The organism is Microcoleus sp. AT9b-C3 (genome assembly GCF_036705485.1).
Classification (GTDB): Bacteria; Cyanobacteriota; Cyanobacteriia; order Cyanobacteriales; family Microcoleaceae; genus Microcoleus.
Genome location: NZ_JAUBUR010000035.1, coordinates 58,206 through 71,187, shown reverse-complemented (window position 1 = coordinate 71,187; position 12,982 = coordinate 58,206). Strand labels below are relative to the sequence as shown.

The window sequence follows — 12,982 nt, the reverse complement described above, 5'->3', positions numbered from 1 at the left end:
TTGAATTGCCCATCAAGTGCGATGTCTGCGGTTAGCTACGCGAGCGCGATTTTTTCTAACTTATTCAGCAAGCCCTATTTAGCGAAATGTAGGGTGTTCACTTTTCGAGGTATTATACCATATAAATGGTATTTTTGCAAACAAAAACTTATTTATTTATGAAAAAACTCACAATCATGTCGATCGCCCTACTAATTTGTGCAGCAACTCTCGATTTGCCGAAGGTGGGACTGCAACTAAGTGCGATCGGGCAAATAGAAACACCCCAACCAATCCCAACACCCCAAACAATCCCAACACCCCAACCAATCCCAACACCCCAAACAATCCCAACACCCCAACCACAAACGCCCCCAATCCAAACACCCCCAATACAAACACCCCCAATACAAGCACCCCAACCAAAAGCCAACGATCCCAAAAAGCTCGGCTACGTCTCCCCAGAATTTGCCGAAAATTTCTCCCAGCAACAAATCGACCAAATCAACGCCAACGTCGAAACGCTGCTGCTAACTCAAAGCTGCTCCCGCTGCGACCTCCGAGCCGTAAAATTAGTTAACATTAACTTAAAAAATCCCATCCTGACAGGATCAGATTTATCAGATGCCAACCTCAGCGGTAGTCGCTTCGAGATCTCAGATTTTGTCAACACCAATCTAGCTCGCACAAACTTAAGCGGAGCCGAATTAGTAGGAGCGAGAATCAGCAACGCTAACCTCAGAAAAGCTAACTTGACCAAGACAAATCTAGACGGTGCAGACCTGCGATTTTCCGACTTGAGGGATGCAAATCTTTCCGATGCCAACCTCCGCAATGCTAATATAGATGGCGCTAGTATCGATCGAGCAAGTATGGCCGGCACCACAATGCCCGACGGTCGAAAAAATCAATAATACAGCGTCGTTTCGTAGGCGATTGAAATCGCTTCTTATCAAACAAAGTCCGGATGGTGCGCGGACTGAATACAATTGAGTAAGGTGCGCAGTGCGCACCCTACTAATGACTAATGACTAATGACTGCTGACTCAAACAGCCAAAAACCTCTGAATCACTTCATCACTTAACTCGCTAGTGCTTCCAGAAGCCACAATCCCGCCTTTTTGCATAGCATAATACCAGTCAGCTTGCCGCACAAAATGCAAATGTTGCTCCACCAACAAAACAGAAATTCCCCTAGTCGCAACCACACGGCGCACCGCAGCTTCAATATCTAAAATAATTGATGGTTGAATCCCTTCCGTCGGTTCATCCAAAACCAGCAACTGCGGCTCACCCATCAAAGCCCTAGCAATAGCTAACTGCTGCTGCTGTCCCCCGCTCAAATCACCTCCCAGGCGATCGAGCATAGTTTTCAAAACCGGAAATAACTCATAAATTTCATCAGGTACTTCAGGATTTTTGATTTTGGTTGGTTTCGCTTCCAAACCTAACAATAGATTTTCCTTCACCGTCAAACGTGGAATGATTTCGCGCCCTTGAGGCACATAACCAATGCCTAATCTAGCCCGCTGGTGAGTCAACTTAGAAGCAATAGATTCTCCGCCAAAAGCAATAGTGCCGCTGCGCGGTTGCAGCAGCCCCATAATCGTTTTTAGCATAGTAGTTTTGCCCACACCATTGCGGCCGATTAAGCAAACCATTTGCCCCGCCCTGACGCTTAAATCGACATCGCGCAAAATGTGACTTTCGCCGTAATAAACATTCAAATTAGAGACTTGTAGCATAGTTTTTAATTGGTAATTGGGCATGGAAATTAGTAGCAACTAACAAATAACTTCTTCCTTTTTCCTTCTTCCTTCTTCCTTCTTCCTTCTTCCTTCTTCCTTCTTCCTTCTTCCTTCTTCCTTCTTCCTTCTTCCTTCTTCTTACTCTTCCGGTTTTCCCAAATATACCTCAATTACCCGATCGTCATTTTGCACCTCATCCATAGTTCCCTCACACAAAACCGCACCCTGATGCAACACAGTAACCTGCCGCGCAATTTGCCGCACAAACTCCATATCGTGTTCAATTACCAACACCGAATGACTTTCCGCCAGCGAAATTAGCAACTCACCAGTTAACATCGTTTCCTCATCCGTCAAACCCGCCACAGGTTCATCTACCAACAACAAATCAGGAGATTGAGCCACCAACATTCCAATTTCCAACCATTGCTTTTCCCCGTGAGAAAGCAAACCAGCCGAAATATCAGCTTTAGCAACTAAACCAATTGTTTCTAACAAACCGGAAACCGTGCGTTTTTCAGCAGCAGAAGCAGGCTTGAACAAAGTCGAAAAAACATTTTTATGGCGGCTGCAAGACAATTCCAAATTTTCGCGTGGCGTTAAATTTAAGTAAACTCGAGGTGTCTGAAACTTGCGACCAATTCCCAAGCGCGAAATCCTATCTTCCGACAACTTGCGTAAATTTTGTCCCTTAAATAATACCCTGCCCTCTGTCGGCTGCACCTTCCCGGTAATCGAATCGAGAAAAGTTGTTTTCCCCGCACCGTTAGGACCAATGATAACTCGCAGTTCGCCCGCATCCATGCTGAAATTTAAACCGTTAATGGCTTTAAAACCATCAAAACTCACAGTCAAGTTTTCTATTTCTAATACTTTGCCATTCATAATTAGCAATTCACTCACTAATGGATAACAACCGATAGCTTTTGTAGGTGCGGAGCTATTTTTTTATTTAACAGATTTTACATCTTGCCCTAGCACCATATTTGATACTTTTTTCTGGTCGTTTCCTCTCAACTAAAACTGCTAGAACTGCTCGACACTGGAGGTGGAGAAGCAGCCATAATTCGCTCAGCTAATTTCGAGAGCGGCAGACTTTGCAAATACACTTTTCCAGGCCCGGTTAGCTTGACTAAAAACAAACCTTCGCCGCCAAATAGAGCATTTTTAAACCCGCCCACAAACTGAATATCGTAATCTACAGTCGGCGCAAAAGCTACCAAACAACCAGTGTCCGCCCGCAACACTTCGCCCACTCCCAAATTTTTCTCAACTATTGTTCCTCCCGCATGAACAAAAGCTAGCCCGTCACCCTGCAATTTTTGCAGAATAAAACCTTCTCCGCCAAAGAAACCGGCACCTAGCCGCTTGGTGAATGCTACCTCAATTTCAATGCCGTTGGCCGCACAGAGAAATGAGTCTTTTTGACACAAAAATTTACCGCCAAGTTGGCCTAAATCTAGGGGAATTACTTTACCCGGATAGGGCGCGGCAAAAGCGACGCGGGCCTTACGATTTCCGGCGTTGACAAAGGTGGTAATGAAAAAACCCGCTCCTGTCAACATTCGTTTGAAACCTTGAAATAAGCCGCCGCCTGTGGATGTTTGCATTTGGATGTCGCCTTCCATGTATGTCATGGTTCCAGCTTCAGCCCTGACACCTTCTTTGGGGTCGAGTTCAATCTCGATGAGTTGCAAATCGTCGCCGTAAATTTTGTAGTCAATAATATCTGCCATATGTTTCCCCTTAAGTTAAAAAACGAAGCTGTTTGCTAGAGATATCTAAGTAGGTGGACATATATATTACGTTTCCTCAGACAGAGATAAATGCAGCGTTTGCCCAGTCTATTGCGATTGCTTTGTTTGTCTGTTCTAGGTGACATTTATTTATGTCAGCCTACTTATAAATTACACGATACTTTTGCACTCAATGTTCAAGTTCTTCTTTTTCAAGCTGCACTTGGGGGTCTTGTTCCAGGCTGGGGTAAGTAGATACGTACTTCGGTTTTCTGAACAGGGCGCGGATTTGGTCGAAACTTTGATCTTGCAGCCATCCGACTATGCCGTCGGGCAGGACTGTTACTACTATTAAGAATAGCGCGCCTTGGAAAAATAGCCACACTTCGGGAAATTGTTCGCTCAAGAAACTCTTGCCAAAGTTGACTAGCAGCGCTCCTAATATTGCTCCAGATAATGTGGCGCGACCTCCCACTGCGACCCAGATTACCATTTCAATTGAAAAAGCAATATCCATTGCTTTTGGCGAAATGATTCCGGTTTGTACGGTAAATAATGCGCCTGCAATCCCGGCTAAACCGGCAGAAATTGCAAAGACTAAAACTTTGTAGCCTGTGGGATTGTAACCTGAGAAACGCAGGCGCACTTCGTCGTCGCGAATGGCTACTAGCAGCCGGCCGAAACGCCCGCTGGTCAACCATCGACACAGGGCGTAAGTTGCTGCTAAAAATAGTATGGTGAGAATGTAGAAAATATATTGAGTATCTCGGTCATTGACTGTGGCTCCGAACAAGGTTTTAAAGTCGGTGAGTCCATTAGTGCCGTTAATCAGTTTTTGCTGACCGTTAAAGAAGTTGAAAAATACAATGGTTGCTGCTTGGGTGAGAATTGAAAAGTAAACGCCTCGAATTCGATTGCGGAATACTAAATAACCTAAAAGTGCGCCCAAGATGGCGGGGATGAGGACTACTGCTAATGCTGAGAAAGGAAATGAATAAAATGGTTGCCAAAACCAGGGGAGTTCGGTAACGCCGTAGAGGTTCATAAATTCTGGCAATTGACTGCTGGCGGTTGGGGGAATTTGCAGTTTTAGGTGCATGGCGAAAGCGTAACCGCCGATCGCAAAAAACACCCCATGCCCTAAACTGAGCAAACCCGTGTATCCCCAAATCAAGTCTATGCCGAGGGCCGCAATTGCTAGTGCTAAAAACCGCCCCAATTGATTGAGCCGAACGTCGGGGAGTATTCCTGGGATGAGTAAGATGAAGGTGAGGGCGATCGCGCTGACAATTGCCGCTTCTTTTAGCCAGGGTTTTTGATGTGTTTTCTGCATTTTTCGCTACACTCGCAGTTGTAATTTTTAATTTTCTACCGTCCGCCCTTTTTGCGGGAAAATCCCTCCCGGCTTCACTTGCAGAAAAGCCATAATTAAGGCGAATACCATTACTTTTGCCATGCTGGTTGTGGCGAAAAATGTGAAGAAGTCGGCTAAAGGCTTGACAGGAGCGAATATTATTGCTAAGGTTCCCGAACCGATCAGGTAATTTGCAGTGCCGATCGCGATCGCAGCAACTACACTCCCCACAATCTTGCCGACACCGCCCACAACCACCACCATAAAGGTATCGACTATATAATTTTGTCCAGTATTTGACCCTACCGAACCGATCAAACTAATCGCGCACCCAGCGACACCTGCCAACCCCGAACCCAAAGCAAAAGTTAGCGCGTCTACTTGTTCGGTAGGAATTCCCAAACACGCACTCATGCTGCGATTTTGCGTCACGGATCTAATCCGCAATCCCCACACAGACTTTTGCAAAAATAGGTAAATTCCCGCCAAACAAATTCCGGTCAGCACAATTATAAAAATTCGGGCGTAGGGCAACTGAAAATTGCCCAGCGGTATGCCGCCCCGCAACCATTTCGGTGCAGTTACGTCCACATTTTGAGCCCCAAACCAAGGTTGAGTTACTGCCAGTTTGTAAGTTTGCCCTAAAAAGGCGCTCACCGCCCAAGAAATACCCAAAGATAAAGGCAAAATTATGGCGATAATTTTGCTACGAATGCGATCGAAATCCAGGCGAGATTTCAGCAACCGCAAACCGCCAAAAAACAGCAAACAAAACACCGCAATCCCAATTACCAGCACCCAACTAACGCTGCGGACAAACTGCTGCAAAATTAAACTTACACCCCAAGTTGCCAGCAGAGTTTCTAGAGGCCGCCCGTAAAGATAGCGAATCACTCCGCGTTCGAGAATTAATCCTACCAATGCAGCTACTAAAAAAGCTAGGGGAATTGCAAATAAAATATAGGTTTCAAAAGCAACTCCTCCCATACCTTTGAAGACATTTTGCACCACGAAAGTTGTATAAGCCCCCAGCATCATCAACTCGCCATGAGCCATATTAATCACGCCCATCAGCCCGAAAATAATCGCTAATCCCAGGGCTGCAATTAATAAAACTGCGCCGATGCTAAGGCCGTTAAATAAACCATCTAATATCGCCAATTTTGTTACTCCTGCATCAAGTCGGTTAACTTTGTTCGCCGATAATTAGGGGCGAATTTTACCCCGTCGGTGTCAACTTAAGCGTCAAGTTTTCTATAAATTATGCTTAGAGTGAGTATCTCGATTCCCCTAAATCCCCCTTAATAAGGGGGACTTTGAAGACTCCAGTTCCCCTTTCTTAAGGGGAGTAGTGGGTGACGCAAGAACGCTCTTGTCCCCCCCTTATTAAGGGGAGCTAGGGGGGATCGAAGATACGTTACCAACCTTAAAAAAATTGGTATTACCTACTTATCAAGCTTTGAATTTGCCACCTTTTGCGGGGTCTGACCAATCGCAAGCAAAGCCTTTTGTTTCAGCGACAAATTGATTCCAAGGCACAGGCTTCACTGCTTGTGGTGTAGCAAAAGCGATGTTAAATAAACCGTCGTCTCTCACTTCACCCAACCGCACAAATTTAGAAAGGTGATGGTTAACATCCATCGTTACTGTTCCCCCTGGCGCGTCAAAGGTTTGACCCAAAGCTGCAGCCCGCACTTTTTCCAAATCGTCGGCTGTCCCGGCTTTTTCGACGGCTTGCTTCCACAGGTAAACCATGATATAAGCTGCTTCCATCGGGTCGTTAGTCACTCTATCGTTGCCGTATTTTGCCTTGAAAGCTTCCACAAATTTTGTATTTGTCGGAGAGTCCACAGTCATGAAGTAATTCCAGGCGGCGTAATGGCCTTTAAGATATTCTACGCCGATCGCCTTTACTTCTTCTTCTGCAATACTCACGGACATTGACGGATATTTGTCCGGCCCCAAACCTGCACCCTGCAACTGTTTGAAAAAAGCTACGTTGCTGTCGCCGTTGAGGGAATTGAAAATGACGCCCCCGTCTGGCAAAGCTGCCTTAATTTTAGTAATAATTGGCGTGACTTCTGTGCCGCCTAAAGGAATGTAATCTTCCCCAACTAATTCGCCGCCTTTGGCTGCTAGCTGTGCCTTGATAATGGTATTAGCCGTGCGGGGGAAAACGTAGTCAGACCCGACTAAAAAGAATTTTTTGCCTTTATTTTCTAGCAGCCAGTCAACTGCTGGTTCGATTTGTTGGTTTGGTGCCGCGCCGGTATAAAAGATATTTTTGGAACACTCTTGACCCTCGTATTGTACGGGATACCAGAGCATATGATTTTTTTCTTCAAATACCGGCAATACTGCTTTGCGGCTGGCGGAAGTCCAGCAGCCGAAGACGGTGACAACTTTATCTTGGTCGATCAATTTTTTGGCTTTTTCGGCAAAAGTCGGCCAGTCTGAGTTGCCATCTTCTATTACTGCTTCGATTTGTTTGCCGAGGACACCGCCAGCTTTATTAATTTCTTCGATCGCTAATTGTTCGGCATCGACAACGCTTTTTTCGCTAATTGACATCGTGCCGCTCAAGGAATGTAAAATTCCTACTTTGATCGTGTTTCCGCCCCCGGCGGCTGCTGGTGTAGTTCCTGTTGATGTGGGAGAAGCGGCGGGAGTTGCTGTTGGAGTTGGAGTTCTACAAGCTTTAAGAAATAAACTTGATGTTAGGGTAGCAGAACTGTATAAAATAAATTTCCGCCTATCGAATCGCTTTGTCATTTTTTCTTGTTACTCTTGAATAGATGAGTCAGATGATTGAGAATAATAACACATAGCGACTTGATATTAAGACGAGCTTCAGCAGACTGTTGTATTTTTAGCTACAAAACTTATTGTTTTTGACAAAATGAATGTTTTATGGGGATTGAGGGCAACTGCGGCAGAAACCGGGCTGATACCTTGTTAGATTTTAGATTGACTGATGACATCAGGGTTGGGATCACGGGCTTACCGGATTTTTTGGGAAACCAGGTTTAGACACCAAAATACGTCTTTTCAGCAATTAGTGTGTAATTAGAAAGCGGGTTTCTTTACATAAATTATCTTATTGATGCTACCACTTAGGCAGCAACCGGGTCGATCGCACAAAATAGAAAGCGGTTTTCTGGTTTTCCACAGGTTATTGATGCTAAAACTTCGCCAGCAACCCCGTCTATCGCACACTCATAGGCGAGTATCAAAGCAGATGACGATCGCACTTCGCTTTGAGTACGATCGTCACCTGTAGTAATGCCCCTGATTTATGGAGAATAGCGGACTCGAACCGCTGGCCTCTGCGGTGCGATCGCAGCGCTCTACCAACTGAGCTAATTCCCCTGATTGAGTTTTAATTTAGCATTTTAGATGCCGGATGGCCGAATCTAAAAGGCTTACAGGTCTTGCTTGCTCTCACGTTCGCAGACCGTCACTTACACTAGCACGTAACTGCTAAAAACGTCAAGTGTTTTCCGCAGCCGGCTCAGTGGGGGCGATCGAGCAAAGTGCGGCCACTCTGTCCAACTCTAAATCAGCAAAATAGTCCACCGTCCAATTAGCTTGGCGCTGGATCATGTGAAACGGGTAAGTGTGAGTCACACCCGCTACCTGAATGCCCGCTTTTTTCGCTGCTTCAATCCCCACAAAAGTATCTTCTAGCGCCAAACACTCGATCGGTTGCAGGTTAAAATCGGGATATTTCTGGTTGAGAAGTTCCACAGCCAATAAATAGCAATCCGGTGCTGGTTTGCTCACCGTCAAGTCGTCACCTGCGACAATTAACTCAAAGTTTGCTGCCAAACCGGCCCGATCTAACACCAATTCTATATCCGATCGCATTGCCCCGCTAACTACGGCCATTTTCAGTCCGGCGACCCGAATTTTGTCAATAAATTCTGCCAAACCCGGATAAATCGGCAGTTTCTCCAAAGTATCTATTTGAGCTTTGTAAGCTTGGGCCTTGCGCTGCAGCAGTCGATCGAGATATGTTTCTGTTAGATATCGTCCTCGGCGCTTGAGCAGTTCGGTAATGCAAGCGCGATCGCTTTTTCCCAAACAAACTTCTCGAAACTCCCCACGTTTGAGCTGGAGATTTTCATCGAGCATCAATTGATCGATTATTTTCTCGTGAATTGGCTCATCATTAACAATCACGCCATTAAAATCAAATAAAACTGCTTTTAGAGTCATTAGTTATGAGTCATTAGTTATGAGTTATGAGTTATGAGTTATGAGTTATGAGTTATTATTCAGTCCGCGAAGGCGGACTTTGTTTGTGTAGCCCCGACTTCCAGTCGGTGGTTATTTTAGTCGGCAGTGATTCTGTAAATCAAGCCGGAGCTGGAATACCCGGTAAATCCCCATCAAAATCAGGAGTTCGATCGCCCCAATTCCACCCCCTCGCCACCTTGGCTTGTTCCAAATCTTCCCCCGGCAAAGGTTTCACGCCCTGCGTCACCTGATTCGTCCACCAGTGTTCGTGAGTTTGCACCGCCGCGAATCCAGCCGCCCCCAGCCAAGCATCGAGGCTGCCAGCCGCGTAAGACTTAATATAAGGCTCCTCAAAGATATCAGTCAGCCACTCTGTCTGCCGCAAAGTTTTTTGATTTCCATCCAAAATTGCCACTTGTCCCCCAACCTTCAGCAGTCGGAAGCTTTCTCGCAAAATTGCCCGCGATACAGCAGGCGGCGTCTCGTGAAACAGCAAGGAAGCTGCGACTAAATCGAAGCTGCCATCGCCAAAAGCAACGCTTTCGGCATTTCCGTGCAACCACTGGATATTTAAGCCGGCTTTTTGCGCTTTCATGTCGGCAACTACCAGCATATAAGGCGACAAGTCCAAGCCGACAACTTCCGCTTCTGGAAAAGCTTGCTTGAGCATGAGCGTTGTCGAACCGGTACCGCATCCCAAATCGATGATTCGGCGCGGTTTCACGCGCACAGCGTCAATTAAGCCTTGTCTGACGACTGTTTCGTGGGGAGGCAAAACATATTGCGTGATTGGATCGTAGGAAACGGCGGCACTGGGGTTGAGATAGCCACCTTTAATGCCGTGAAAGTTTTGGCTGCTGTAATATTCGGGATAAACTAAGTTGGGTTGTCGGTAGCGATCGCCCGCTGTTTCCCAGTCGATACCTTCGTAGAGTCGTTTCAGTGCTTCTTGGTCGATCGCCAGTCGCATCAGGGGCGACAAAAAGCGCTCGAAAATTGTATCCTTGCCAACAGCCATAAAACACCTTTAACAAAAACTCTTCTAATTTTAGCCAACGGCCGTCAACTTAGCATTAATTAAAACTTTTTGTCCCCTCCAACATCTTCTCTCGAACCTCTATCCCTTACCTCGGTTACAAACTCCCAGGGCTTCCATTCCCACTTCCTCCTGATACCAGCTTCCTACAATAATGCAACTAGAGATCATATCCAAAACTTTGTATTATCAGTCATTCCCAAATTGAAAATCTAAAATCTAAAATAGTCTTACTTTCCGTTAGTAATAGGAATTTTTACCAAAAACTCCGTGCCTCCGCCCGGAGGTCGAGAAATTGTGATGCTGCCGCCGTGTCCATCTACTACAATTTTATAGCTAATTGCTAACCCCAAACCCGTGCCTTTGCCGACCTCTTTAGTAGTAAAAAATGGGTTAAAAATTTGGTCTTTAACGCTGTCGGGAATGCCGGGGCCGTTGTCGGCGATCGTCACTTTCAGAAATTTACCGCCATGTTCGCGAACTACTCCCGTGGAAATAGTAATAATTTTATCCAGGCGATCGATCTCGTTCAAGGCATCGATCGCATTACTCAGCAAGTTCATAAACACCTGATTGAGCTGAGAGGGATAGCACTCGACAGAAGGCACTTTTCCGTATTTCTTGACTATATAAATTCTATTTTTGATGCGGTTGGAGAGCAACAGCAAAGTATTTTCTATACCTTCGTGAATATCCGCCTGCTTTTTGTCAGATTCATCAAGGCGAGAAAAGTTACGCAAAGAAAGAACTATGCTGCGAATGCGTTCGGTTCCTATTTTCATAGAATCCAATATATGGGGCAAATCTTCCTCGATAAATTCTAACTCGATTTCTTCGGTAAAATCTGCGATTTCCTGGGGAACCTCTGGGAAGGCTTCTTTGTATAAACTCACCAATTCTAATAAATCTTTAGTATATTTGCTGGTGTGAGGCAAATTAGCCGAAATAAAGTTAACGGGATTGTTGATTTCGTGCGCTATCCCGGCTACCATTTGACCTAGGGATGACATTTTTTCGCTCTGCACTAAATGAGTTTGAGTTTTTTTCAGTTCATTTAAGGCGCTATTAAGCAGTTTTACTTGGTCTTGGGTTTGACTGTAAAGGTGAGCTTGAGTAATGGCGATCGCCAATTGGTCTGCCACCGCTTTTAAGAGTTGGATTTCCTCCTGGCTCCAAAGCCAATGAGTAACGTGGCTGCAAATTAAATAACCCTGCGGCTGGTTTTGAGTCTGGACAGGAACGGCTAAATAGCTATTAGCTTTAAGTTCAGGCGGTTGAGTTACACCGTGCGCCCAAGTGTCGCTTGAAACAATAATTGGTTCGCCTTGACCACTCCGTACTAATACATTTTCGAGAAAGTAAGACTCAAAGTTTATGGCTTGTGTCGGAGAATCAGATGGGCAACATTCCCACAGGATTTGTAACATTTTTTCTTGCGGTTTATACCAACCAAAAGCCGCCCGTTCTAGGTGCAGCAAACTTACTATTTCTTCGACTGTACTTTGCACAATCTTGTCTAATTCCAGGGAAGCGCGAATGCGTCCAGCAATCCGGTTGAGCATGGCTTCTCGCTCCGCTTGAGCGCGATTGTTTTCGGACGAGTAAATTAGCCAAATTGCTGCTAGCATTGCCGGGACGAGCAGTCCGGCGACTACGGATGTCAGCAAATTTAATGCTTGCAGTTGGGATTCAATATTTTCGCGGGGAATTACTAAAGCCATCGACCAGTTAACTTCCTTGAGGGGAGCATAGGCCACATACACCCATTTGTTATCTATTTTTACCAGTTCGATGTTCTTCTGGCGGTCGATCATCTGCCGCGCAATTGTGGAGAGTGCGGGGTCTTGTGACTGTAAAAAGCTTGGGGCCTCCCGGTCGGTATTTCCGATTAAGTTACTGTTGGGATGAACAATTGGCACTCCTTGTGAATTGAGCGCAAAAGCATAACTGTCCGAACCGTACAGCAAACTGTTAGCCACAGATGTTACTCGGTCTAATTTAATGCTGCCCGATAGGGCTCCAATTACTTTATTAGGAGCGGGAGGTAAGGCCCAAATAGGAGCTGAAATGATGATCGTCGGAACTTTTGTACTGCGGCCGATCAGCGGGTCGGAAACGTTGAGCTGCCCTGCCATTGCTTTTTGAAAGTGTTGGCGGTCTTTGCTGTTCGCGCGGTTGCCTAGAGTGTTGATAAATGAGCCGTCGGCTTGAGTTAATGACAGGACGAAATACTCTTTTAATCTGTATATTTCTCCTTGTAACCGGGGCTCGACTAATTGCCAATTGAGAGTGCCAACCGTAGGATCGTAAGCAAGGGTTTCTATTTCTGCTTTGCGAGTGCTGAGCCAGCGGTCGATTTCGTCAGTGCCTTTTTCTAGTTTTAATAGTGCTATTTCCTTTAAATTGTCGAGGATTAGTCCGCGCACAAAAAAATAGCTGATGCAAGCAGTTGTGCTAATGGTTAAAGCGGTGGTGCCCAGAATTAGCAGGGTCAGCAAATGGCGGCGCTGCCGTCTGTGCTGCCAAAGACTATGCACTTGCTGCCACCGCGATTGAGCCGAATTGCTGATGTTTTGCCAAAAGCGGTGCAGCTTTTTTGTTTGTGGCGGCGGCGCAGACACAGATCCGGCTTGATTTGCTGGGTTTTGCATCATCAAATGTTCCCTCAGAGTCAACTTCATCAAACGGTCTTCGTCATTCCGCAGAATTAATATCAGGCAAGTAGTGAGACCAGTTTAAGAAAATAATGCAACTGTAGCCCAGATTCAAATCCTGGTAGTCATCAGTCATTCGCAATCTAAAATTTAAAATGGTAGGACTTGCATTCCTGACTGCAAACAATTTTTCTTATGGTTGGGCGCTCGCCTTCTATTTTGGCATCAATTTTATA

General features: G+C 45.6%; 12 protein-coding genes and 1 tRNA gene. 1 reads left to right on the top strand and 12 read right to left on the bottom strand.

Translation table 11 applies throughout. The features are described from left to right. Positions 1-158 precede the first annotated feature (158 nt). Complete coding sequence (locus tag QUB77_RS25310) at positions 159-893, top strand: pentapeptide repeat-containing protein (protein WP_333178097.1); 735 nt, start codon at positions 159-161, stop codon at positions 891-893. A 132-nt stretch (positions 894-1,025) separates the two neighbouring features. On the opposite strand, the gene urtE is transcribed toward QUB77_RS25310, so the two are convergent. From urtE to QUB77_RS25250, 12 genes are all read right to left on the bottom strand, one after another. Beyond that, positions 1,026-1,724, bottom strand: coding sequence for an urea ABC transporter ATP-binding subunit UrtE (gene urtE / locus QUB77_RS25305; RefSeq protein WP_333178100.1), 699 nt, complete (start codon positions 1,722-1,724; stop codon positions 1,026-1,028). A gap of 29 nt (positions 1,725-1,753) precedes the next feature. Next, positions 1,754-1,897, bottom strand: a complete 144-nt coding sequence (locus tag QUB77_RS25300; RefSeq protein WP_333178103.1) for a hypothetical protein — start codon at positions 1,895-1,897, stop codon at positions 1,754-1,756. Then, positions 1,866-2,612, bottom strand: a complete 747-nt coding sequence (gene urtD / locus QUB77_RS25295) for an urea ABC transporter ATP-binding protein UrtD (protein WP_333062859.1) — start codon at positions 2,610-2,612, stop codon at positions 1,866-1,868. Before urtD ends, QUB77_RS25300 begins: the two co-directional genes overlap by 32 nt. Before the next feature lie 128 nt (positions 2,613-2,740). Then, positions 2,741-3,463, bottom strand: a complete 723-nt coding sequence (locus QUB77_RS25290) for a TIGR00266 family protein (RefSeq protein ID WP_333178107.1) — start codon at positions 3,461-3,463, stop codon at positions 2,741-2,743. Positions 3,464-3,653: 190 nt separating this feature from the next. Then, the gene (urtC, locus tag QUB77_RS25285) at positions 3,654-4,796 is read right to left on the bottom strand and encodes an urea ABC transporter permease subunit UrtC (RefSeq protein WP_190662988.1); all 1,143 of its coding nucleotides are present in this window, start codon (positions 4,794-4,796) and stop codon (positions 3,654-3,656) included. 27 nt (positions 4,797-4,823) lie between these two features. After that, the gene (locus QUB77_RS25280) at positions 4,824-5,978 is read right to left on the bottom strand and encodes an ABC transporter permease subunit (protein WP_333178113.1); all 1,155 of its coding nucleotides are present in this window, start codon (positions 5,976-5,978) and stop codon (positions 4,824-4,826) included. A gap of 291 nt (positions 5,979-6,269) precedes the next feature. Beyond that, positions 6,270-7,589 carry an urea ABC transporter substrate-binding protein gene (gene urtA / locus QUB77_RS25275; protein WP_333178116.1) on the bottom strand — a complete coding sequence of 440 codons (1,320 nt, stop codon included), beginning with the start codon at positions 7,587-7,589 and terminating at the stop codon, positions 6,270-6,272. A 341-nt stretch (positions 7,590-7,930) separates the two neighbouring features. Continuing rightward, a complete protein-coding gene (locus QUB77_RS25270; protein ID WP_333178119.1) occupies positions 7,931-8,068 on the bottom strand; it encodes a hypothetical protein in 138 nt (45 codons plus the stop codon). A 45-nt stretch (positions 8,069-8,113) separates the two neighbouring features. Then, positions 8,114-8,186: transfer RNA gene (locus QUB77_RS25265), tRNA-Ala, on the bottom strand. 120 nt (positions 8,187-8,306) lie between these two features. Continuing rightward, complete coding sequence (locus QUB77_RS25260; RefSeq protein WP_333178122.1) at positions 8,307-9,035, bottom strand: HAD family phosphatase; 729 nt, start codon at positions 9,033-9,035, stop codon at positions 8,307-8,309. A 139-nt stretch (positions 9,036-9,174) separates the two neighbouring features. After that, the gene (locus QUB77_RS25255; protein WP_333178127.1) at positions 9,175-10,074 is read right to left on the bottom strand and encodes a class I SAM-dependent methyltransferase; all 900 of its coding nucleotides are present in this window, start codon (positions 10,072-10,074) and stop codon (positions 9,175-9,177) included. Between the two features lie 248 nt (positions 10,075-10,322). Continuing rightward, positions 10,323-12,773 carry an ATP-binding protein gene (locus QUB77_RS25250; RefSeq protein WP_333178130.1) on the bottom strand — a complete coding sequence of 817 codons (2,451 nt, stop codon included), beginning with the start codon at positions 12,771-12,773 and terminating at the stop codon, positions 10,323-10,325. Between the last annotated feature and the right edge of the window lie 209 nt (positions 12,774-12,982).